A 21120-nucleotide genomic window follows, 5' to 3' on the forward strand; every position below is an offset into this window, starting at 1 on the left:
GTCGGCTGATGATCCCGTATTCCTTAGGCGAACTGCAAGTCCGATCCGCCTAGGGAGTCAGGCTGTTTCCATTGTAGCGCGAATCGGAAGCGTTCGCCAAATCCTCACTCGGCCGCCGGGACCGATATGCGCGTTCCGGCCGGCGTGACGTTCGCCCGCTTGCCCTTCAGCAGCCATCGCTCCGGCGTATCGCGCACGCCGGAGATGTCCAGCTCGAACGCCTGCGCCGGCCAGCTCGCGGAGGAGAGAACGACCACGTGGCCGTCAACGCTGCAAGCATCGAGGGCTAGCGGTACGGGCTGCACTTCTGCGCCTATGCCGGCTCCGGCAAGGCGGTAATGCCCGGGCTCCAGCGCGGACGCGGCGTCGACCCGCTTGCTGAAGGCAAGCAGCAGCCGCTCCCGGTCCAGCCGGCGGGCAAGCAGCGGAACCGGCGGCTCCGTATACATCGGCAGATCGATGGAATACTCGTAGGCCGTCCACATCCGGCAGCCCGACTGCTCCGCAGCGGAGGCGAACCGCTTCAGCCAGTCCCGGCTTCGGCGCATGGGGCGAAGCGAGCCGATATCGGTCTGCACGCCGATCGGGATATTCCGGTGCGATGCGCGGATTTGCCGGATGAACGGGTCGTAGCGCTTCACATAATCCGGGGGAAGCTTCGCCCGCATCCAATCCGGCCAGTGCGTCTGCAGCACATGGAGGTCCGGACGCACGAGCCGGATCATCTCCGCCGCATCGATGCCTTGATATTCGCGGACCGCATCGACCGGCTCGCGGCCGGCATCGACGGCGAGCGACCAGGTCGCGATCGCGATGTCCGGGCGTGCGTCTCTTACACCGCCGGGACCGTTGATCAGCTCGTGCAGAAAGCCATTCACCGCTTGGACGCGGAATTCGATCCAGAGCAGATAGCGGGCCCGGTCTTTTTTATAATAGGAAGGGGAGGCGCTGTACCGGAATTCCGGCATCTCGCCGCCGGAGAACCGCTTGAACGCCGCCCGGGCATAAGGCCCGACGTCGCCGTATACACCGCTGGACAAGCCGTTCCATTCCGGGAAGTACGGTTCGGCGACTTCGAAGCCCGTGAACGGGTAGCGTCTGACGAGCTCGGCGCAAGCCGATTTTTTCCATGTCACATAGCGGTGGCTGAAAGGGGTGAAGCGGAAATAGCCGTCCTGCACCGGCCTGAGCAGCGTCATCTGCCATTCCTTCCAGTCCGCAGGCAAATGTCCGGTCGTATACGATCCGTTGCCGAGCACCATGGCCCATACGCTCATGCCGCGTTCCCGCAAGGCGGAGACGAGCCGCCCTTTCACGCGGGTTTCGTCCGTGACGAAATACCGCACGTTACGGTACCCGGCCAGCTCCAGCTCCATGGCGACGCTTTCCGCCGAGCGGTCTTTGTAATAATCGAAGGTCGGATCGATCTGGATCGTCGGCTCGATTCCAGGCGGTTCGATCATAAGCGCACCTCATTTCACTAAACATTGTATTAGGCTTTATGCTTTAGTGTACCAGATTAGACATGCCGGTGCCGGGCACTTTTACCGCTATTTTGTAATCGTAAAGTTTACTCATAATTGACAACGTATCGTGCGGAGAGTACAATTTTTCCTATACTACAACATTATTCGACGAACGAAAGCGGTGCAGACAGATGAAGCAAGCGGTTCCCGTTCATATATTGACAGGATTTCTCGGCAGCGGCAAGACGACGCTGCTTACGCAGGCGATCGATTACTACAAATCGCATGGTCTCAAGCCGGCCGTGCTGATGAACGAACTCGGCGACGTCAATCTCGACGGCATGATGGTGGATACGGACGTGCCGATGTCGGAAATGCTCGGCGGCTGCATATGCTGTACGATTCGCGGCGATCTGGGGATGGAGCTGAAGCAGCTGGTCGACGAGCATGCGCCTGATGTCGTCTTCGTCGAGTGTACCGGGGCGGCCAATCCGATCGAAATATTGGACGGCGTAACCGACGCGTCGCTGCTGACGGCGATGGAGCTGCGTTCGGTCGTGACGGTCGTCGACGCGGCGCAGCTGTCCGAGCGATCGGCGAGTCCGAAGTCGAAGACATACCGCTTGATGGAGGATCAGATCCGCTGTGCCACCGTGCTGATCCTGAACAAGACGGACCTGGTCGCGCCGGAGGAGCTGGTTCGGCTGGAAGCATTGCTTCGCGAACGGAATGCGGCGGCGCCGATCCTGCGCACGGAGAGGTGTGCGGTCGATCTGTCCTTGTTCGACCGGCTGTCCGGTCTGCCGGAGCGCGAGCGGCTGCGCGAATCTGACGAGGCGGAGCATGTCCATACCGAAGCTTGCGGGCATGGGGCTCATTGCGGACATGCGGAGCATGGCGGAGCTCACGATCACGGCGACCATCATCATACCCACGAGCATGTGATGGTGTATACGCATTATTTTCAAACGCTGATCGACAGCGAAGCGTTCGAAGCGCTGGTCGGCAGCCTGCCCGCGCAAATATACCGGGCCAAAGGCATTCTGAAGTTTACCGATACGATCAATCCGTTTTTGTTTCAATACGCATATAGGGAAATGGATTTTGTCAAAATCACGCCCAAAGCGGAAGTGCCCAGCGTCGCCGTATTTATCGGAGAACACTTCGATAAGAGCGAATTGGTCAGGAAGCTCGCGCAGCTGGAAGAGCGGCAAGCTTGACTTCCTTGCGTGCATTAAGGCATTATGAATATAAACCTTGTGTCAGCTATGAGAGAAGAGGGTATTATGGCGAAACACGAACATGATGTGCAGTCGACAATCGACGATATCTTACGAGCCATGTCGGCCAAAGGCTGGCGCATAACCGATCAGCGCAAGAGCTTGGCCGCGCTGTTCGCCGAAGCGGGAAGCTACTTGTCTCCCAAAGATGTCTATGACTATATGCGCCAGAAATATCCCGGCGTAAGCTTCGATACGGTGTACCGCAATTTGCGCCTGCTCAGCGAGATGGGCGTACTGGAGCAAATTTATTTGAACGACGGGCTGAAATTCAGAGCCCGCTGTCAATCGCATCATCATCATCATCTGATTTGTCTTGGATGCGAGAAGACGGTACCCTTCGAATTTTGTCCGATGAAGCATGTGTCCGGGCTCCCCGGCAATTTTCAAATCGCAACCCACCGGTTCGAAGTGTTCGGCTACTGCCCGGACTGTACACCCGTCGAATCGGAATAAAAACAGCGCTTTTCCCTACCGTTGCAGCGGTCGGGAGAAGCGCTGTTTTTTTGTGTCTCGCCATGGCGATGCTTAAAATTTTTTCCAAAAAACCGATTGACAGCGCGATAGGCGGATGCTAATATACTGACATAACAAAGTAAGTTTATCGGAATTGTATATTTAAGAGTCACCGGACAGCCGGAACCCCAATATGATGTGCAGTGGCGCAGTACAGCCCAGTGCAGCCGATAAGCCGAATACGAATATCCTCATACACGAAGTGTATTCCGAAGAGGATGCACGGGTGAACAGCGGAAGCTTTGCCTCCAAGCGTATAAAGCCGGGGAAGCATGAAGCGGGAATATTCGCAGTGATTTTATAAGAGAAAATTATAATTGGGGAGAGAATTCATTATGAATACTCAGAAGGTACACAAGTTCCGGTCGATTCGTCACTGGTTTGCCATCAGCGCATTATCGCTATCGCTCGTAGGATTAACCGCTTGCGGCGGAGGAGGAACGGGCGCAGCGCCGGCTTCGGGAGCTTCTGGAAGCGGAGCGGCCAAACCGGCCGTCGAACTGCTCAACGTGTCGTACGATCCGACGCGCGAGCTGTATCAGGAATTTAACAAGTCATTCGTGACTTATTGGAAAAATAAATCGGGGCAGACGGTCACCTTCAAGCAGTCGCACGGCGGCTCCGGCAAGCAGGGACGTTCCGTCATCGACGGATTGGAAGCGGACGTCGTAACCTTGGCGCTTGCTTACGATATTGACGAGGTGCAGTCGGCGGGCCTCATTCAGAAGGACTGGCAGAACCGTCTGAAGAACAACAGCTCGCCTTACACGTCCACCATCGTCTTTCTGGTGAAGAAAGGCAACCCGAAAGGCATCAAGGACTGGGATGATTTGATCAAGCCGGGCGTTCAGGTCATTACGCCGAATCCGAAGACGTCGGGCGGCGCCCGCTGGAACTACTTGGCGGCTTACGGCTACGCCTATAAGAAGAACAACAACGACGAAGCGAAAGCGAAGGAATTCGTGCAGAAGTTGTTCAAGAACGTACCTGTGCTCGACTCCGGCGCTCGCGATTCGACGACGACGTTCGTACAGCGCGGCATCGGCGACGTCTTGCTCGCCTGGGAGAATGAAGCGTTCCTCTCCATCAACGAGTTCGGCAAAGACAAATACGAAATCGTCGTACCGTCCATCAGCGTGCTCGCGGAGCCGCCGGTATCGGTCGTCGACAAAGTGGTCGACAAGAAGGGGACGCGCGAAGTAGCGACGGCTTATCTCGAGTATTTGTACTCGGATCAAGGGCAGGAAATCGCTGCGAAAAACTACTACCGTCCGCGCAATGAGGCAATCGCCAAAAAGTATGAGAACCAGTTCCCGAAAGTACCGCTGTTCACGGTCGACGACGCGCCGTTCGGCGGCTGGCAAAAAACGCAAAAAACGCATTTCGCCGACGGCGGTGTGTTCGACCAAATCTACAAACCGTAACGGGGAGCGAGATCGATGGCAGCAAAAGCTTGGAAGCAGCGCAGCATATTGCCCGGGTTCGGTTTATCGATGGGGTTTACCGTCTTGTATCTCAGTCTGATCGTGCTCTTTCCGCTGTCCGCCATTTTCATCAAGACATCCGGCATGGGCTGGGATAAATTTTGGCAGACCGTGATGGATCCGAGAGTGGTCGCGGCATACAAGATAAGCTTCGGCACCGCCTTCGGCGCCGCTTTAATTAATGTCGTATTCGGCTTTATCGTCGCATGGGTGCTGGTGCGGTATACGTTTCCCGGCAAAAAGCTGGTCGACGCGCTCGTCGATCTGCCGTTCGCGCTGCCGACAGCGGTGGCGGGCATCGCGCTGACGACGATCTATTCCCAGAACGGATGGGTCGGCAGCTTGCTCGAACCGTTAGGGATCAAGGTCGCGTTCACGCCGCTCGGCATTATGATGGCGCTGACGTTCATCGGCATACCGTTCGTTGTGCGAACGGTTCAGCCGGTGATCGGAGAGCTGGAGAAGGAAGTCGAGGAAGCGGCGGTCAGCCTGGGCGCCGGCCGGTGGCGGACCTTCGCCCGCGTCATTTTCCCGGAGCTGTTTCCGGCGCTGTTGACCGGGTTCACGCTGGCGTTCGCCAGAGCGCTCGGGGAGTACGGCTCAGTCGTCTTTATTTCCGGCAATATGCCGATGAAGACCGAAATTGCGCCGCTGCTCATTATGACGAAGCTGGAGCAATACGACTACGCCGGCGCTACGGCGATCGCGATGGTCATGCTGATCATTTCGTTCCTGACGCTGCTGATCATCAACTATTTGCAATGGCGGGCGAATCGGCATGCCGTATCCGCGTGAGAGGAGAAGACGACAATGGCCGGTTATGTAACGACCGTCGCAAATCCCGGAAGAGCCGTGCTCGAACGGCCCCGGCATATTACGGAGCCGCGCGTCATGAGATGGTGTTTGATTACAATCGCCCTGCTGTTTTTGGGCTTCATGCTCATCCTGCCGCTGGCGAGCATTTTCGTCGAAGCATTCCGCAAAGGCTGGGAAGTATACCTCGCGGCGATGCAGGAGCCTGATGCGGTATCGGCGATCGGACTGACGCTCATGGTAGCGGCCATTGCCGTACCGCTGAACGTAGTCTTCGGCATCGCCGCGGCATGGGCGATTACGAAATTCAAGTTTAAAGGAAAGAACGTGCTGATCACGCTGATCGATTTGCCGTTCGCCGTGTCTCCCGTCATCTCCGGTCTCATCTACGTGCTGCTGTTCGGAGCCAAGGGCTGGTTTGGCCCATGGCTGCAGGCGCATGATCTCAAGATTATATTTGCGCTGCCGGGTATTGTCCTAGCAACCGTGTTCGTCACCTTCCCGTTCGTGGCCCGAGAGCTGCTGCCGCTGATGCAGCAGCAGGGTACGCAGGAAGAAGAAGCGGCCGTCACGCTGGGAGCCAAGGGCTGGCGCATCTTCTGGAAAGTGACGCTGCCCAATATCAAGTGGGGGCTGCTCTACGGCATCATCTTGTGCAACGCGAGAGCGATGGGCGAATTCGGCGCGGTGTCGGTCGTATCCGGCCACATCCGCGGAGAGACCAATACGATGCCGCTGCATATTCAAATTTTGTACAACGAATACCAGTTCGCCGCCTCGTTCGCCATCGCATCGCTGCTCGTACTGCTGGCAGTCGTGACACTCGTTGTAAAAAGCTTGATCGAATGGAAGTATCAAGGGCAGCATAAAACGGAAGGGGCATGACGGAGATGCACATTGTTGCCAAACACTTGACGAAAAGCTTTGGCGCCTTTCAAGCGACAAAAGATGTCAGTTTCGAGATAGAGAAGGGAAAGCTGATCGGACTGCTCGGACCGAGCGGCGGCGGAAAGACGACGATCCTCCGCATGCTGGCTGGTCTGGAGGAGCCGGACTCCGGCGACATCCTGTTTCACGGCCGGAAGGTCAATCAGCTTCCTCCCCAGGAGCGGGGAATCGGCTTCGTGTTCCAAAACTATGCGCTGTTCCGGCACATGAGCGTGTTCGACAACATTGCCTTCGGCTTGACGGTGCAGAAGCGGAGCAAGCAGCAGATCAAGGAGCGCGTCAGCGCATTGATCGAGCTGACCGGGCTCGGCGGGTTGGAGAAGCGGCTGCCGCACCAGCTGTCCGGCGGACAGCGCCAGCGCGTCGCCTTCGCCAGAGCGATCGCTCCGGAGCCGCAGTTGCTGCTGCTCGACGAACCGTTCGCCGCGATCGACGCCAAAGTGCGCAAAGAGCTGCGCACCTGGCTCAAAGAGATGATCGACCGGGTCGGCATTACGACAATATTCGTGACCCACGACCAGGAAGAAGCGGTCGAGGTAGCGGATCAGATCATGATTATTAATGAAGGGCGTCTGGAGCAGCAAGGAACGCCGATTGAAATCTACAAGCACCCGCAGACGCCGTTTGTCGCTACCTTCATCGGGGAATCGAATCTCATCGAGAATATTTCGGCCTTGAAGGGTTTTGACGCCAGCGCGCTTCCGCAAGCCAGAGCGATCATCCGGCCCGAATTTATCGAGGTCGGGCAAGAGGGAGAAATTCCGTTTCTGTCCGCGGCGGAGAAGGGCGTCGTCAAAAATGTGTTTTTCCGCGGCACGAACTGGCAGCTGGACGTAGAAGTGCAAGGCGGCAGGCTGTTTGCTTATCGCTCACTGGAGCTGCCGGCGCTTGCGCCGGGCGACGCCGTGAATGTGCTGATTCACCGGTTGTACTTGTTTAACGAATCGGACCACGCAATGCAGGAAAACCGGCTGAAGACCGATCCGCTTCCCGTGCACATTTAACCCGAATTCATACTTAACTATAGAAGCCCGTTAAAGAGGAGGGGAACCAATGGAGCATCAGATTACGATACCTTTCGACACGCTGGAGCTTGCCGCTACGCTTCATTACCCCGAAGCGGGGAGAGACCGTCCGGCTGCAAGCGGACATTCCGGCAAGCATCCGATTATTATTATCGCCCACGGCTTCGTTGGAACGCGGATCGGTGTGGATCGCCTGTTCGTGAACGCAGCCCGGGAATTTAGCAAGAACGGCTACATGGTGCTGCGCTTCGACTATGGCGGCTGCGGCGAGAGCACCGGCGAGTACGGCTGCGGGGGCATGGACGCCATGATCGATCAGACCCGCCGCATCGTCGATTACGCGCTGGATATCGACTGCGTTGATCCGCAGCGGGTCATCCTGCTCGGTCACAGCCTGGGCGGCGCTGCGGCGATCTTGACCGCGGCGCGCGACCGGCGCGTAAAGACGCTTGTACTGTGGGCGCCCGTAGCTTATCCGTTTAGCGATATCGTCGGCATTACCGGCAAGAAGCTGTACGAAGACGCCGTACAGTACGGCAGCGCCGATTACTTAGGTTACAAGCTGGAGCCCGTATTTTTCGAATCGTTAGCCAAACATCAGCCGTTCGAGCAGGTCCGCAAATTCGGCGGAGATGTGCTCCTGGTGCACGGCACGGGCGATGAGGTTATACCGGTCGATTACTGCTTCCTGTATCAAAAGCTGTTTTGGCTGCGCAGTCAAGGCATCTGCGACAAAGAAGTGATCTTTCAAGCCAATCATACGTTTACCGGCGATACAGCCAGGAAACAGCTGCTGGGGACGACCGTCCAATGGCTGCTGACAATCGACAAGCAGAAGCGCGAATGGAACGATTGGACAATTTAGCGCGTGAGCGAACGGGAGGGAGCGCAATGGCAAAGCCGTTGCAAGTCGATGAACTTTGGACGAAACGAATTCTTCAAAGCGTGAACGGTCTGGAGTACGGCATCGTTCAAATCGTGATTCATGATGGCCGCATCGTGCAGATCGAACGCACCGAGCGGAAACGGTTCGAGGCGGAAGCAACACCCGGCCGCAGTTTGTCTGAGCCGAAGCAAGGATCAAGATCGAAATAGCGCAAGGAATGCATACACACAAGGAATTCATATAATAGAAGCTGTCGAACCGTAAAGCAAGGACGGTCGCAGCTTCTTTTTGTTTACCGGTGAGACTCGGCCGCGTTTGTTCAAAAAGTCGTTACGTTGGACCGGCCGCAACGGTTGTCAAACCAGTGGCTCTATTATATAATGTACGAGTTACTTAGAAAGGAGAATTGACCAATGTTCAAAAATAAGCCCCTTTTGTTCGCCATGCTCAGCATCGTTTTGCTGCTTTCCGCATGCGGACAACAACCAGCCTCGTCATCTCAACCGGCCAAAGACGGCGATAAGCCTGCCGCACAGCAAGCTAAAGAATCGAAGCTGGAGCAAATTAAAAAGGCCGGAAAAATCGTCGTAGGTACTAGCGCGGACTACCCTCCGTATGAATTTCATAAGGAAGTCAACAAAAAAGACGAGATCGTCGGCTTCGATATTGAGATTGCCAGAGCGATCGCCAAAGATCTCGGCGTGACGCTGGAAATTAAAGACATGAAATTCGACGGCCTGCTGGCGGCGCTCGATACCGGGAACGTGGACTTTGTCATCTCCGGCATGACGCCTGACGCGGAGCGTCAGAAGAGTGTTGATTTTACCAAAATATACTATACAGCGATTCAAACGGTCGTTGTTCGCACGGAAGATAAAGACAAGATCAAATCGCTCGACGATTTGAAAGGCAAAAAAGTCGGCGCGCAAAAAGGCGCTACGCAAGAGAAAATCGTAAGAGAGCAGATGCCGGCCTCGGAAGTAAAGGCGCTCGGCAAAATTTCCGACTTGATGCTGGATCTCAAGAACAAGAAAACGGAAGCGCTCGTCGTGGAACAGCCAGTCGCAGCGGCCTACTTGTCCAAGAATAAAGATTTGCTCATCTCCGACATCAAGCTGAAAAACGAAGACAGCGGCTCGGCCATTGCCGTGAAGAAAGGTTCGGCGGAGCTGGTCGACGCGATGAACAAAACGCTTGACCGTTTGATGAACGACAAATCGATTGAAAAGCTTGTGGCTGAAGCAAACGAAATGGTGGAATAATACGTTTTATTCGTATCGAAGATCGGCAAAACCCGGGCGGAATATTTCCGGCGGGTTTTTTATTCGATTTCACTACCCTGCGCATGGCTGCTCGGAAAGAAGGAGAACGATGGATTTTTCATTTTTGCCTAAGTATTATATGTATTTCGTCGACGGGGCGCGCATTACGCTGATTCTATCGTTCTTCACCGTCATTTTGGGGGTGGCGCTCGGGATTTTCATCGCGCTGATGCGCATGTCGAGCATTTGGCCGCTCAAAGCGTTTGCGACATCCTATATCGAATTTATCCGCGGTACGCCGCTGCTCGTCCAGTTGTTCCTGATTTACTACGGACTGCCGCAGATCGGCATCCGGTTTCCAGAGCTTCCTGGCTTCGGCTCCGCTTTCCCCGATTTCATGGGGGCTGTCCTCGCGCTTTCGATCAACAGCTCGGCCTATGTGGCCGAAGTGTTCCGCGCCGGCATTCAGGCGATCGACAAAGGTCAGATGGAGGCGGCCCGCTCGCTCGGCTTGTCCCATGCGATGGCGATGCGGCATATTATTTTGCCGCAGGCGCTGCGCAACGTGCTTCCGGCGCTCGGCAACGAGTTTATCGTCGTGATCAAAGAGTCGTCGATCGCTTCGGTCATCGGCATCGGCGAGCTGATGTATAAGGCCGATACGGTGCGGGGCAATACGTTCCAGCCGTTCGGGCCGCTCATTGTGGCGGCGATCGTTTATTTCATCATTACGTTTACGTTATCGAAGCTGCTGGGCGTGGCGGAGAGGAGGATGAGGACCTCTGATTAAAGTAACCGGATTGCGCAAAACGTTCGGCAAAAATGAAATATTGCGCGGGATCGACCTCGAGGTCGGGAAGGGCGAAGTGGTTGTCGTCATCGGCCCGAGCGGTTCGGGGAAGAGCACATTCCTGCGCTGCTTGAACCTGCTGGAGCAGCCGAGCGGAGGAGACATCGAATTCGAGGGCGTGTCGCTGTTAAATAACAAACATAATCTCGACCAGCTGCGCCAGCGGATGGGCATGGTGTTTCAGCAGTTCAATCTGTTCCCGCACATGACGATTCTCGATAATATTACGCTCGCCCCGCGCAAGCTGAAGAAGCTGAGCGCTGCAGCGGCCGGCGATATCGCGCACGGGCTGCTCCGCCGCATCGGACTTGCGGATAAGGCGGGCAGTTACCCGGGCCAGCTGTCCGGCGGACAGAAGCAGCGCATTGCGATCGCCCGCGCGCTGGCGATGTCGCCGGCGGCGCTGCTGTTCGACGAGCCGACATCGGCGCTCGACCCCGAGATGGTCGGCGAGGTGCTGGACGTTATGAAGGAGCTTGCGGCGGAAGGGATGACGATGGTCGTCGTGACGCATGAGATGGGGTTCGCCAAGGAAGTCGGCACGAGGCTCATCTTCATGGACGGCGGCGTCATCGTAGAGCAGGGGAAGCCGGCGGACGTCTTCGCGAATCCGCAGCATCCGCGGACGAAAGAATTTTTAAGCAAAGTCTTATAACGCACGGCAATCGAAATGCCGCGGAGGACCCGAACGAATCGGGAACGCCGCGGCATTTTTCTTGGGATATCGGGTTGGAAGATTGAAGGTGTCGCTTATTTGCCCGCGTCATTCACGCTGCGGTTGAATTCGTCGCGCACCGCTTGCAGCACCGACGGATCTGATACCGCATCATAGGCTGTATACGCCAGCGCCTTGGCGCCAAGCAGCATGCCTTCGAAGGCGCGCGGCTGCATGGCCAGATCGCGGAATTCCTTCGTATGGAGCAGGTGCGTTTGGTCAATGACCTTCACGTACGGATGTATCGCCGGGCAATGGCGGGAGACGTTGCCGAGATCGACCGAGCCGTGATCTTTGCCGTAAGCGACCTCCTCCTCGGGAACGCCGAGCAAGCCCAGATTGCGGGTGAACAAGCCGGATAGCGTCTCGTTTGTGATCAGCTCGTCGTACGAGTACTCGTAATTGGACGTGCGCAGCGTGCAGCCGGTTTGCAGCGCGGCGCCTTCCGCGCAGCGCAGCACTTTCTGCACCGTCGCATCCGTGTAAGGGCGGTTCGCGGCCCGGATATAAAATTGCGCGACGGCGTAATCGGGTATAATGTTAGGCGCTTTGCCGCCCTCCGTAATAATGCCGTGAATGCGCGTGTGGCTCTCGAGCTGCTGCCGTAGCGCATTGATCGATTGGAACAGGAGCAATACGGCGTCGAGCGCGTTGACGCCTTCATGCGGACTGGCTGCGGCGTGAGCGGCTTTGCCGAAATATTCGAATTGGACTGCATCCATCGCGAGCGATTCGCCCGATCTTTCGTACATATGATACGGATGCGCCATAAGCGCAAAGTCGACGTCGTCGAATAAGCCGGCGGCCGCCATCGTCACTTTCGCGCCGCGCGTTTCCTCCGCAGGCGTGCCGTATACCCGGATCGTTCCTCCCAGCTCGTTGATGACCGCTTTCAGGCCGACGGCCGCCGCGAGGCTCATCATGCAGATCAGGTGGTGCCCGCACGCGTGCCCGAGCTCGGGAAGCGCATCGTACTCGCAAAGAAACGCAATCGTCGGCCCCGGCTTGGCCGAACGGTAGGTGCCGATAAACGCGGTAGGGAGATCCAGCACCGGAGTCTGCACTTCGAATCCTTGGCGGCGCAGCTCATCGGTGAGCCGAGCGGAAGCTTTCCATTCTTCGTTTCCAAGCTCCGGGTTTTCTCCGATAAATCGGGAGATCGCAGTGAAATGATCGGCCTGGCGTTCGATGGCGGAGGCGATGTGCTGCTTCATGGTTCGGATTCGCTCCTTTTTTACGTGTTTGAAGCTATTATAAACCATAGAACCCGGGCAAAACAAAGACCCCGGCATAACATTATGCGCGGGGTCTGCTTATGTTCGGGCTGGCATAACTCGTTATTGAAAGCTGCGGCGCGGGTCGAGCAGTTGTTCGTCCAGCGATTTCTTGATTTTTTGCATCGCATCCACTTCGAGCTGATGATTTTGCGGAAAACGGACGCCCGTTAAGGCCAGAGCCTCGTTGACGGTTAATTCGACGGAAATTTTTTTCCCTTGCGCTTGTTGCATATCCATAGTTGATCGCTCCTTTTTCAAGATATTCGGTGCGGACATCAAGAAAATCAAGAAAGCGGATTCATGTCGAGGAAGAAAATTCGTAAATTGTTGAAACCCTTGATATTCCTCGTTTTTAATATAACATATCATGTAATGTATTTCAAGTCCGAACACAAAAAAGAGGCTCGTACATTTCAAGAGCAGCCTCTTCCCGAACGATATGATGTTCCCGTCGCAAGAAAGCACTTCATACACGAATGATTTTCACGGCAAAGGGGTTATTTTCGAAGAAATTCCATCCAATCGCAAATGAATCGGAAGCGGGGCGGGGACGAACGGTTAGGCTCGGTCAGATACCCGAAGACAAGCATCGCGAAGCCGCTTAAGGCTTGTCCTATTTGATCGCATCCTTCATGCGAATCCGCTGAAGCGTGACAATGAGCCGGTCGATCTGCTGGCTGAGCTCGACTACTTTCGGGTCGACGAAGCTTCCTGTTTCTTCCACGAGCAAGTAGAGCTGATGCTGCATCCGTTCCAGGTTTTGTTGTAATTCGACTTCCTTCATTGTTTGACCCCATTCATTTAGTAAATATTTTCTCGCTCCGAATCATTATAGTACGAATTGAATTTGAAAATTGTAAATCGGTGTCGAACCGTATTATTAAATTTTCATTACATGCACAGAAGTGCATAAATAAAGGGAAATGAGCAAAAATAAACCTGATGGGAGGTGAGTTTACCGATGGACAACGCGACGCCCAACACCAAAAACAATCCGAATTTCAAAGAAAACAAGTTTACCGAGGACGAGGCGGTCATGCACGCGGATAAAGCGGCACACCGTCCGCCGAGCTTGAACGAGATTCCGAAGGAAACGAATCCGCAATAACAGTCTAGCGCAGCATTTCCGCGAAGCGGTTACGAACCGCAGCGTCATCACATGACCGAAAAACTCCGATTCCGGGGTTTTTCTTTATTTCGCTGGCATCCGGCTTGACCGCAGCTTGCATCGCTTCCGCTTCAGGCGTCTCTGCCTCTACTAGCATGCGCCGGCGTATGGTTTTTATGAGCCCGGACATGGTATAGTTAGTAAAAACAGTACAGTCATGCGTCAAGCGGATTTACGGAGTAAAGGAGAATCGCCGGATGATCATCGTACGTAATTTAAGCAAAACATTTCCCCCGAATCACCGCGTCCTGCAGCGCATTAGCTTTCAGGCGGACGAGGGGGAGCTGGTTGCGCTCCTCGGCAAGAGCGGAAGCGGGAAGACGACGTTTTTTCGCTGCCTGATGCTGAAGGAAAAATGGGATGAAGGTCAATATATTTACGATGGCCAGGATATTTCTTCGGTGAACGCGTGGGAAAGGTTCCAGCTGCGCAAGCAGTGGGCTTACCTGGAGGAGAAGCCGGCCTTAAACCTTAACAAGTCGGCCTTGAAGAATGTGCTCAGCGCGCTGCTGTTCAAAAAATCATGGGTCCGTTTCCTGACGAATTCCGTCTCGGAAGACGATCATATGGAAGCAATGGACTACTTGGATAAAGTCGGTCTGCTCGACAAAGCGCATGAAAAGGTGGAAAAGCTGAGCGGCGGGGAGAAGCAGCGCGTTGCCATCTGCAAAGCGATGATCAAGGGGGCGAGAGTCATATACGCGGACGAGCCGGTCTCCGGTCTAGATCCGGAAGCGGCCAGCCTGATCATGCAAGATTTGCAAGCGATCTGCCGGAAGGAGAAGCTGCTCATCTTTTGCAGCCTGCATCAGGTGGAGCTGGCGGAGAAGTTCGGCTCGCGCATTTGGGGATTGTCGGACGGGAAGCTCACCGTCGACATCGCCGGCCGCCGTCTGACGCATCGCGAAAAGGAACTTATTTTTTAAAACATTCCAAACGACAAAACCCGGCTTGCAGACCGAAAGCGCTGCAGCCGGGTTTTTGCTTGGTGTCTCATCGCATGGTGACGTCTAGACGGAGCTGGCGATATGTTTGGCGATCGAAACGCCGTGATAGCGTCCGGTTTCAATGAACACTTCGTTCGCGTCCTTGCCGGATGCCGCGACGCCGGCGATGTACAGGCCGGGAACGGTCGTCTCCATCGAATCGGGATCATAGACCGGGTTGCCTTCGCCGTCGAGCTCCGCTCCCGTTTCCGTCAGCAAACGTCGGTCGGGACGAAAGCCTGTCAGCGCCAGAACGAAGTCGCTGGCAATCGTATCCTCCGCTCCGTCGCACAGCACGGTCACGCGGCCTTCCCGGATGCGGACGACGCGGGAACGAAACCGCATGGCAATGCGTCCTTTGGCGACCATGCTCTCGAAGATCGGGCGAACCCATGGCTTAATGTTCGGCGAGTAAGCATCGCCCCGGTACACGACAGTCACCTCCGCACCGACACGCAGCAAGTCCATTGCGGCATCAATGGCGGAATTGTTGCCGCCGATGATCGTTACTTTCATCCCGGCATACGGGTGCGCTTCCCGGTAGTAGTGGGTGACATGCGGCAGCTCTTCGCCCGGGATGCCGAGCATGTTCGGATGATCGAAATAACCGGTAGCCAGCACCACCTTGCCGGCGGCGACCTGCTTCGTGTGACCGAACCGGTCGGCGGTTTGCAGCAGGAACGTGCCGCCACTAGTCCGTTCCATGCGAGTTACGGTATGGTAGGAGCGGATGCGAAGCTTGCTCCGGTTCGCGACGTTGCGGTAGTAATGGAGCGCCTCCAGACGCGTCGGCTTCTCGCTTGGCGTCGTGAACGGGTAACCTCCGATTTCCAGCAGCTCCGGCGTACTGAAAAACTGCATATATGTTGGGTATAAATAGATGGAATGCGTAATATTTTCTTTTTCGATCAGGAGCGGATCGATTCCGATCCGTTGCAGTTCAAGGGCAGCGGACAATCCGCAAGGACCGGCCCCCACAATGACGACTTGTTCCCTTTCCATATTGCGGCACCTCGTTCGTTATGATTGTCATGAGATCGGCTTGTATCCTACGTTCCATAGTACCCGATTCTACCTTCGGAATCCACCGGATCGGAGCCGGAGCGCGGTCGGGTCACGCGATGGCGGTGGATTGACAAGGCATGCGCCGGTTGCTTACGATGGACGCATAGGCGCTGCCATCATCGGCCTTTATTTATATTTTGCGGAGGTTGTACACGATGTTGAAAGGAATTCCTACGATTCTTTCGCCCGAGCTGTTTAAAGTATTGATAGAAATGGGCCACGGCGACGAGATCGTCCTCGCGGACTGCAATTTTCCTGCGGCAAGCCACGCCACCCGGCTCATACGTGCCGACGGCCACGGTATACCGGAGATGCTCGATGCGATACTCGCCTTTTTCCCGCTTGATTCCTATGCGGACCATGCGGCTGCGCTGATGCAGGTTGTTCCCGGCGATCCGGTCACTCCCGTCATATGGGATGTGTATAAGCAGCTGATTCAGAAGCATGAAGAGCAAGCGCATGCCATTGCATTCGAGGAACGGTTCGCGTTCTACGAGCGGACGAAGAAGGCGTATGCCGTTGTTGCGACCGGGGAGCGCGCGCAATATGCGAACATCATCTTGAAGAAGGGCGTAGTCCGACAGCATCAATAAAAGCAAAGAACCGGCGCATTCACGTTCATGCGCCGGTTCTTTGCTTTTGGGCCGTTGGACGAAGCCGCGGCAGGGGAATATGTCTACGCCATACTTAGGTGTTCGTCTCTTGCGGCATCGGGCCTGTATATACGGATTGCGGACGGAAGATGCGGTTCACCGAAGCTTGCTCGAGCAGGTGCGCCGTCCAGCCGACCACGCGCGCGACCGTAAACGTAGGCGTAAAGAGCGGCGTCGGCAGTGCGATCGCCCGCATGATGGAAGCGGCAAAAAATTCGACGTTCGTATACAGACGCCGGCCTGGCTTGTATTCCTCCAGCAGGCGAATCGCCGTCTGCTCGACGTGAATGGCCAGATCGAACCACGGATCGTCGGCGGTGAGCCGCTCCGTCACCAGACGCAGCGCTTCGGCGCGCGGATCTTTCGTCTTGTACACGCGGTGCCCGAAGCCCATCAGCCTGCCGCCGCGGGACAGCACATCGCGAATCCACGGTTCGGCATTCGACTTGGACCCGATCTCGTCGAGCATCGCGATGACCTCGGACGGCGCGCCGCCGTGCAGCGGCCCCTTCATCGCGCCGATGGCAGCGCTGACGGCCGAGGCCATGTCGGACTGCGTGGAGGAAACGGCCCGTCCGGAGAATGTCGATGCGTTCATGCCATGCTCCATACCGAGGATCAAGTAGGCGTTCAACGCCTTGGCATGCGGCGCTTCCGGCAGCTTCCCGGACAGCATATACAAATAGTTGGACGTGTGGTCCAGGTGATCGAGCGGCTCGTGCCAGGGGAGTCTGTTTTGCTTCCGGTAACCGTAAGCGGCGATCGTCGGCAGTACCGCAGTCAGCTGCATCGCCTGTGCTTCCGTCGGCGGCCATGCGAACGCCCCTGTCGACATCGCGGATATGGCGGTCTGCATCATGCTCATGAGCGGCATGTCTTGGGGAAGCGCATCCATAATACGCTTGATATGTTCGGGCATGGCGCGATACGTCTTCAACTGCGCCGTAAACTTCGCTAATGTCTCTTCATCCGGCAGCGAGCCGTGCCATAACAAGTATGCCGCTTGCTCGAATGTACAGGTAAGCGCCAAATCTTTCGCCCAATAGCCTCTATAAATCAAATGCCCTTTTTCTCCATCTACAAGACTGATGTCCGTTTCGGCGGCAACGACGCCTTCCAGACCGGTTACTTTTGCCATAAGGTTCACCTCATTCATGGATTGTCAATAGCTATGATTAGCATACGTCAAAGTGCGTGTTAAGTATAATTTATATATTTTATTTTTGCGATTAAAAATATTTATTCACACTTTTTTCTCTGAAAAATCGCAAGCCGCCGACCGTAAAAAGAAGTAGGAAGTAGAACACGGTTATCGTATGATGAGAGGTACGAGGAAGGAAATGGAAAGCCGGGCGCTGGCATATTCGATACGAGCGGGATCATAGAATAGGATGCAAGACTATGAAACCGTAATGAATTGATTATGGAAATGGGGTCCGATTCGATGCTTGCCGTTATCCGCACTCGTCTATCGTCCGTCGACTTAAGCCGTCTTTCGCTGCTGCTGGCCGGATTCATGCTCGGCAATTTCATCGCCGTCATCGCGGCAATGCACTGGACTGCGCCGCAAGCGCCTCCGGTGCGCTCACACTACGATTACAAGGTGCGAACGGCTTCGAACGGGGTTAAGCTGCATCTGATGAGCACCCGGCCGGACAATATCGTGCTGAAGCATATTACGACGAACGTGACGCAGACGCCGGACTTCGGCATGAACGGCGGCTTCTTCTGGAATGGCGATTTGCTCAGCGTCGCCGTCATCAACGACAAGCCGCTGAAAGGCGAAGCATATGACTACGGCTCGGGCTGGTACAACATCGATTATCCGAAAGGGACGCTGATCTGGGATGAGAACGCGCGGTCGTTCTCGGTACAGGTGGTGCAGGAGGCGCAGGAGCTTCAGGTGACGGATCGGGGACGATACTGGGCGCAAGGCGGCGTCAGCATGTCGCTGCGGGCGGACGATCAATGGGTGGGACAGGCGCTGGATGAGGACATGCCGGCGTTCGATGCGCCGCGGCTTCGCTCGGGAGCCGTATACGACGACGAGCAGAACCTGTACTTGATCGTATCGGACAAGCCATGCACGGTGGAGCAGTTCCGTACGGCGGTAAAAGAGACGGTAGCGCCGAACCGGCTGGTGGACGGCATTTTTTTGGACGGGGACGGCTCCTCCCAAATGCGTAACGGGCAAGTGGCGCTGCACGGCGATACGCGCGCGGTGTATCAAATGATGGCGCTGAAGGAACGGTAGGCCGAAGGCCATGCGGAGGAAACGCGAAGTCAAGCGTATAGAAGGAAAAGCTGCCTGGAGTTAGCAGGCGCATTTTGCAGAGATAAGGCCAGCCGAATGTTCCGGCTGGCCTGTTTCGTCATTCATTGGAGGGGGAAGGCCACCGAGAGAACGTGTGTGTGCAGCGGATGAGCGGAAGGCTTGTTGGCGGAGGGAATGTTTTCCAATGAAAAGGTGCAACTTATTCCCAATTTTATCGTATTAACTAGTGAGCCTACATTTTTGGGTCGTCAGGAGGGGAGCACATGCTTGAGCTGTATTGGGGGTTTTTGATCACCGGTGCGCTGTTTGCGCTGGTAACGGTGCTGTTCGGCGATTTGCTGGACGGAATGTTTGATTTTTTGTCCGCCGACACGCTTCACTGGCTCCAACCGATGGTGTTGTTCAGCGCAATCACGTTATTGGGTGGCATTGGCGTTCTGCTGACCAAATATACGGTGCTTGGCCCGGCTCTCGTATTGATGCTTTCCTTGCTAGCCGCCGTTTCCTCGGCTGTTCTCATATTTTTTCTGTACGTCAAGCCCATGAAGAACAGCGAAAATTCCGTCGCGTTTTCCATCCACGATTTGGTGGGACGCGTCGGTGAAGTGACGGTGCCGATCCCGGCGAGCGGATGCGGTGAAGTGCTCGTGCGTATCGGCGGCGGTGTAACGAACCAAATTGCCGAAAGCTTTGACGGCACGCCGATCGAAGCCGGGAGGCAAGTCGTGACGGTGGAAGTGAAGGATGGCACGCTCTTCGTCTCCGGTTTGGATTCTAACGAATTGTGAAGGAGTGGATGTGAATGAATTTTAGCGATGCAATGGTAGTACCCGGCATTATCATCGGGGTGATCGTGATCCTCGGTCTGGCTTTCTGGGCCCGGTACAAAACGGTAAGTCCGGACGAAGCAATGATCGTAACGGGATCGTTCCTCGGCAGCAAGAACGTGTTGACGGACGATACAGGGCGCAAAATTAAAATTGTCCGCGGCGGCGGTTCGTTCATTCTGCCGATCTTCCAGCGGGCCGAATTTCTATCGCTGCTGTCGCATAAACTCGACGTGTCGACGCCCGAAGTGTATACCGAGCAAGGCGTGCCCGTAATGGCGGACGGTGTGGCGATTATAAAGATTGGCGGTTCGGTCGAAGATGTGGCAACGGCCGCCGAGCAGTTCATGGGCAAGCCGACCGAAGCGCTGAAAGGCGAAGCGCAGGAAGTGCTCGAAGGGCATTTGCGCGCGATCCTCGGCTCGATGACGGTGGAGGAAGTGTACCGGAATCGAGATAAATTTGCGCAGGAAGTGCAGGGCGTCGCAGCCAAAGACTTGAAAAAAATGGGATTGCAAATCGTATCCTTCACGATCAAGGATTTGCGGGATAAGCATGGTTATTTGGATGCGCTCGGCAAGCCAAGAATCGCTGCGGTCAAGCGCGACGCCGAAATCGCGGAAGCCCAGGCTTTGCGGGACTCCCGGATTCAGAAGGCGCATGCCGAGGAAGAAGGCCAAAAAGCCGAGCTGCTGCGCGATACGAACATCGCGGAGGCCGCAAAAGAAAAGGAATTGAAGGTCGCATCGTTTAAGAAGGATCAGGATACGGCGCGTGCAGAAGCCGACCAGGCGTACCACATCCAGGAAGCGCGCGCGAAGCAGAGCGTGGTCGAGGAGCAAATGCGCGTCGAATTGGTGCGCAAAGAGCGTGAGATCGACCTCGAAGCGAAAGAAATTCTTCGCCGCGAGAAACAGTATGACGCCGAAGTGAAGAAGAAAGCCGACGCCGACCGGTACGCGGTTGTTCAAGCGGCGGAAGCGGAGAAGGCGAAGCAGATCACGCAGGCGGACGCGATGCAGTATCGCATCGAAGCGGAAGCGAAGGCGATGGCAGAGCAGAAGCGGCTCGAGGGTCTGGCGGTTGCCGACGCCGAGCGCGCCAAAGGTAGCGCCGAGGCCGAGGTTATCCGGCTGCGCGGTTTGGCGGAAGCGGAGGCGAAGCAGAAGCTGGCCGAAGCATTCGAGAAGTTTGGCGAGGCAGCGGTACTCGACATTATCGTCAAGATGCTGCCGGAGCTGGCAGGCAAAGTTGCGGAGCCGATCAAGTCGATCGACAAGCTGACGGTTGTCGATACCGGCCATGGCGAAGGCGCTGCGCGCGTCAGCAATTATGTCACGTCGCTGATGGCCACTGCGCCGGAAATGCTGAAGAGCGTCAGCGGCATCGACCTCGAGAAGCTGGTCAAAGGCTTGACGCAGCGTACGGCCACAGGAGCTGCATCGGCGCCGGTCGAGAAAGCGGCTGTCGCTGATTCGAGCCCATCGGCCTCGAATCAAGAATAGGAAGCTAACGGATGCACGGCGCAGCTTCGATGTGGGGTTCGACCGACCGCCGCGCAGCGCCGCAACGCGCGCCTGGGATTGGCGCGTGTTGGAATTGTGCAGGGACGTCGGATATGCAG

The 21120-nt window shown here is 55.9% G+C and carries 23 protein-coding genes; 17 read left to right on the top strand and 6 right to left on the bottom strand.

Annotated features, from left to right (window positions below; genetic code table 11):
- Positions 1 to 104 precede the first annotated feature (104 nt).
- Positions 105 to 1463, bottom strand: coding sequence for an N-acyl-D-glucosamine 2-epimerase (locus KXG62_RS11385; protein ID WP_218092083.1), 1359 nt, complete (start codon positions 1461 to 1463; stop codon positions 105 to 107).
- Positions 1464 to 1657: 194 nt separating this feature from the next.
- On the opposite strand from KXG62_RS11385, the gene KXG62_RS11390 reads away from it, so the two are divergent.
- The 11 genes from KXG62_RS11390 to KXG62_RS11440 all read left to right on the top strand — a co-directional run bounded on the left by KXG62_RS11390 (position 1658) and on the right by KXG62_RS11440 (position 11185).
- Complete coding sequence (locus tag KXG62_RS11390) at positions 1658 to 2686, top strand: CobW family GTP-binding protein (protein ID WP_218092084.1); 1029 nt, start codon at positions 1658 to 1660, stop codon at positions 2684 to 2686.
- 66 nt (positions 2687 to 2752) lie between these two features.
- Positions 2753 to 3202, top strand: coding sequence for a Fur family transcriptional regulator (locus KXG62_RS11395; RefSeq protein WP_218092085.1), 450 nt, complete (start codon positions 2753 to 2755; stop codon positions 3200 to 3202).
- A 395-nt stretch (positions 3203 to 3597) separates the two neighbouring features.
- Complete coding sequence (locus KXG62_RS11400; protein ID WP_218092086.1) at positions 3598 to 4686, top strand: sulfate ABC transporter substrate-binding protein; 1089 nt, start codon at positions 3598 to 3600, stop codon at positions 4684 to 4686.
- 15 nt (positions 4687 to 4701) lie between these two features.
- Positions 4702 to 5541 carry a sulfate ABC transporter permease subunit CysT gene (gene cysT / locus KXG62_RS11405; protein WP_218092087.1) on the top strand — a complete coding sequence of 280 codons (840 nt, stop codon included), beginning with the start codon at positions 4702 to 4704 and terminating at the stop codon, positions 5539 to 5541.
- 15 nt (positions 5542 to 5556) lie between these two features.
- Complete coding sequence (gene cysW, locus KXG62_RS11410) at positions 5557 to 6444, top strand: sulfate ABC transporter permease subunit CysW (protein ID WP_218092088.1); 888 nt, start codon at positions 5557 to 5559, stop codon at positions 6442 to 6444.
- 5 nt (positions 6445 to 6449) lie between these two features.
- Positions 6450 to 7511 (top strand): ABC transporter ATP-binding protein, encoded by a 1062-nt coding sequence (locus tag KXG62_RS11415; RefSeq protein WP_218092089.1) that lies wholly within the window; start codon positions 6450 to 6452, stop codon positions 7509 to 7511.
- Between the two features lie 49 nt (positions 7512 to 7560).
- Positions 7561 to 8397 (top strand): alpha/beta hydrolase family protein, encoded by an 837-nt coding sequence (locus KXG62_RS11420; RefSeq protein ID WP_218092090.1) that lies wholly within the window; start codon positions 7561 to 7563, stop codon positions 8395 to 8397.
- Between the two features lie 26 nt (positions 8398 to 8423).
- Positions 8424 to 8627, top strand: coding sequence for a YezD family protein (locus KXG62_RS11425; protein WP_218092091.1), 204 nt, complete (start codon positions 8424 to 8426; stop codon positions 8625 to 8627).
- Positions 8628 to 8831: 204 nt separating this feature from the next.
- Complete coding sequence (locus KXG62_RS11430; RefSeq protein ID WP_218092092.1) at positions 8832 to 9680, top strand: transporter substrate-binding domain-containing protein; 849 nt, start codon at positions 8832 to 8834, stop codon at positions 9678 to 9680.
- 109 nt (positions 9681 to 9789) lie between these two features.
- Positions 9790 to 10470, top strand: coding sequence for an amino acid ABC transporter permease (locus tag KXG62_RS11435; protein WP_218092093.1), 681 nt, complete (start codon positions 9790 to 9792; stop codon positions 10468 to 10470).
- Positions 10463 to 11185 (top strand): amino acid ABC transporter ATP-binding protein, encoded by a 723-nt coding sequence (locus tag KXG62_RS11440; protein ID WP_218092215.1) that lies wholly within the window; start codon positions 10463 to 10465, stop codon positions 11183 to 11185. The genes KXG62_RS11435 and KXG62_RS11440 overlap by 8 nt, the downstream gene beginning before the upstream one ends.
- A 95-nt stretch (positions 11186 to 11280) precedes the next feature.
- Here KXG62_RS11440 and KXG62_RS11445 read toward each other — a convergent pair whose 3' ends face one another.
- The 3 genes from KXG62_RS11445 to KXG62_RS11455 form a co-directional block, all read right to left on the bottom strand.
- The gene (locus tag KXG62_RS11445; RefSeq protein ID WP_218092094.1) at positions 11281 to 12459 is read right to left on the bottom strand and encodes a M20 family metallopeptidase; all 1179 of its coding nucleotides are present in this window, start codon (positions 12457 to 12459) and stop codon (positions 11281 to 11283) included.
- A 123-nt stretch (positions 12460 to 12582) separates the two neighbouring features.
- Complete coding sequence (locus KXG62_RS11450) at positions 12583 to 12759, bottom strand: hypothetical protein (protein WP_218092095.1); 177 nt, start codon at positions 12757 to 12759, stop codon at positions 12583 to 12585.
- 376 nt (positions 12760 to 13135) lie between these two features.
- Entirely contained in the window at positions 13136 to 13306 is a 171-nt protein-coding gene (locus KXG62_RS11455) for an aspartyl-phosphate phosphatase Spo0E family protein (RefSeq protein WP_218092096.1), read from the bottom strand.
- A 177-nt stretch (positions 13307 to 13483) separates the two neighbouring features.
- On the opposite strand from KXG62_RS11455, the gene KXG62_RS11460 reads away from it, so the two are divergent.
- The gene (locus KXG62_RS11460) at positions 13484 to 13630 is read left to right on the top strand and encodes a hypothetical protein (protein WP_218092097.1); all 147 of its coding nucleotides are present in this window, start codon (positions 13484 to 13486) and stop codon (positions 13628 to 13630) included.
- 257 nt (positions 13631 to 13887) lie between these two features.
- Positions 13888 to 14616, top strand: a complete 729-nt coding sequence (locus KXG62_RS11465; protein ID WP_218092098.1) for a phosphonate ABC transporter ATP-binding protein — start codon at positions 13888 to 13890, stop codon at positions 14614 to 14616.
- An 84-nt stretch (positions 14617 to 14700) separates the two neighbouring features.
- Here KXG62_RS11465 and KXG62_RS11470 read toward each other — a convergent pair whose 3' ends face one another.
- A complete protein-coding gene (locus KXG62_RS11470; protein ID WP_218092099.1) occupies positions 14701 to 15678 on the bottom strand; it encodes a YpdA family putative bacillithiol disulfide reductase in 978 nt (325 codons plus the stop codon).
- 218 nt (positions 15679 to 15896) lie between these two features.
- On the opposite strand from KXG62_RS11470, the gene fucU reads away from it, so the two are divergent.
- Positions 15897 to 16334, top strand: coding sequence for an L-fucose mutarotase (gene fucU, locus KXG62_RS11475; RefSeq protein ID WP_218092100.1), 438 nt, complete (start codon positions 15897 to 15899; stop codon positions 16332 to 16334).
- Positions 16335 to 16428: 94 nt separating this feature from the next.
- On the opposite strand, the gene KXG62_RS11480 is transcribed toward fucU, so the two are convergent.
- Positions 16429 to 17532 (bottom strand): citrate synthase/methylcitrate synthase, encoded by a 1104-nt coding sequence (locus tag KXG62_RS11480; protein WP_218092101.1) that lies wholly within the window; start codon positions 17530 to 17532, stop codon positions 16429 to 16431.
- Between the two features lie 306 nt (positions 17533 to 17838).
- On the opposite strand from KXG62_RS11480, the gene KXG62_RS11485 reads away from it, so the two are divergent.
- The 3 genes from KXG62_RS11485 to floT all read left to right on the top strand — a co-directional run bounded on the left by KXG62_RS11485 (position 17839) and on the right by floT (position 21001).
- A complete protein-coding gene (locus tag KXG62_RS11485; protein WP_218092102.1) occupies positions 17839 to 18648 on the top strand; it encodes a hypothetical protein in 810 nt (269 codons plus the stop codon).
- A 284-nt stretch (positions 18649 to 18932) separates the two neighbouring features.
- Entirely contained in the window at positions 18933 to 19457 is a 525-nt protein-coding gene (locus KXG62_RS11490) for an NfeD family protein (protein ID WP_218092103.1), read from the top strand.
- A gap of 14 nt (positions 19458 to 19471) precedes the next feature.
- Complete coding sequence (floT, locus tag KXG62_RS11495) at positions 19472 to 21001, top strand: flotillin lipid rafts scaffold protein FloT (RefSeq protein ID WP_218092104.1); 1530 nt, start codon at positions 19472 to 19474, stop codon at positions 20999 to 21001.
- Positions 21002 to 21120: the final 119 nt, after the last annotated feature.

Source organism: Paenibacillus solanacearum (assembly GCF_910593845.1).
Lineage (GTDB): Bacteria > Bacillota > Bacilli > Paenibacillales > NBRC-103111 > Paenibacillus_G > Paenibacillus_G solanacearum.

Excerpts from the sequence above, each read along its gene's own strand:
- KXG62_RS11385 (WP_218092083.1), bottom strand. The coding sequence starts at position 1,463 with ATGATCGAACCGCCTGGAATCGAGCCGACGATCCAGATCGATCCGACC.
- KXG62_RS11390 (WP_218092084.1), top strand. The coding sequence starts at position 1,658 with ATGAAGCAAGCGGTTCCCGTTCATATATTGACAGGATTTCTCGGCAGC.
- KXG62_RS11395 (WP_218092085.1), top strand. The coding sequence starts at position 2,753 with ATGGCGAAACACGAACATGATGTGCAGTCGACAATCGACGATATCTTA.
- KXG62_RS11400 (WP_218092086.1), top strand. The coding sequence starts at position 3,598 with ATGAATACTCAGAAGGTACACAAGTTCCGGTCGATTCGTCACTGGTTT.
- cysT (WP_218092087.1), top strand. The coding sequence starts at position 4,702 with ATGGCAGCAAAAGCTTGGAAGCAGCGCAGCATATTGCCCGGGTTCGGT.
- cysW (WP_218092088.1), top strand. The coding sequence starts at position 5,557 with ATGGCCGGTTATGTAACGACCGTCGCAAATCCCGGAAGAGCCGTGCTC.
- KXG62_RS11415 (WP_218092089.1), top strand. The coding sequence starts at position 6,450 with ATGCACATTGTTGCCAAACACTTGACGAAAAGCTTTGGCGCCTTTCAA.
- KXG62_RS11420 (WP_218092090.1), top strand. The coding sequence starts at position 7,561 with ATGGAGCATCAGATTACGATACCTTTCGACACGCTGGAGCTTGCCGCT.
- KXG62_RS11425 (WP_218092091.1), top strand. The coding sequence starts at position 8,424 with ATGGCAAAGCCGTTGCAAGTCGATGAACTTTGGACGAAACGAATTCTT.
- KXG62_RS11430 (WP_218092092.1), top strand. The coding sequence starts at position 8,832 with ATGTTCAAAAATAAGCCCCTTTTGTTCGCCATGCTCAGCATCGTTTTG.
- KXG62_RS11435 (WP_218092093.1), top strand. The coding sequence starts at position 9,790 with ATGGATTTTTCATTTTTGCCTAAGTATTATATGTATTTCGTCGACGGG.
- KXG62_RS11445 (WP_218092094.1), bottom strand. The coding sequence starts at position 12,459 with ATGAAGCAGCACATCGCCTCCGCCATCGAACGCCAGGCCGATCATTTC.
- KXG62_RS11450 (WP_218092095.1), bottom strand. The coding sequence starts at position 12,759 with ATGGATATGCAACAAGCGCAAGGGAAAAAAATTTCCGTCGAATTAACC.
- KXG62_RS11455 (WP_218092096.1), bottom strand. The coding sequence starts at position 13,306 with ATGAAGGAAGTCGAATTACAACAAAACCTGGAACGGATGCAGCATCAG.
- KXG62_RS11460 (WP_218092097.1), top strand. The coding sequence starts at position 13,484 with ATGGACAACGCGACGCCCAACACCAAAAACAATCCGAATTTCAAAGAA.
- KXG62_RS11465 (WP_218092098.1), top strand. The coding sequence starts at position 13,888 with ATGATCATCGTACGTAATTTAAGCAAAACATTTCCCCCGAATCACCGC.
- KXG62_RS11470 (WP_218092099.1), bottom strand. The coding sequence starts at position 15,678 with ATGGAAAGGGAACAAGTCGTCATTGTGGGGGCCGGTCCTTGCGGATTG.
- fucU (WP_218092100.1), top strand. The coding sequence starts at position 15,897 with ATGTTGAAAGGAATTCCTACGATTCTTTCGCCCGAGCTGTTTAAAGTA.
- KXG62_RS11480 (WP_218092101.1), bottom strand. The coding sequence starts at position 17,532 with ATGGCAAAAGTAACCGGTCTGGAAGGCGTCGTTGCCGCCGAAACGGAC.
- KXG62_RS11485 (WP_218092102.1), top strand. The coding sequence starts at position 17,839 with ATGCTTGCCGTTATCCGCACTCGTCTATCGTCCGTCGACTTAAGCCGT.
- KXG62_RS11490 (WP_218092103.1), top strand. The coding sequence starts at position 18,933 with ATGCTTGAGCTGTATTGGGGGTTTTTGATCACCGGTGCGCTGTTTGCG.
- floT (WP_218092104.1), top strand. The coding sequence starts at position 19,472 with ATGAATTTTAGCGATGCAATGGTAGTACCCGGCATTATCATCGGGGTG.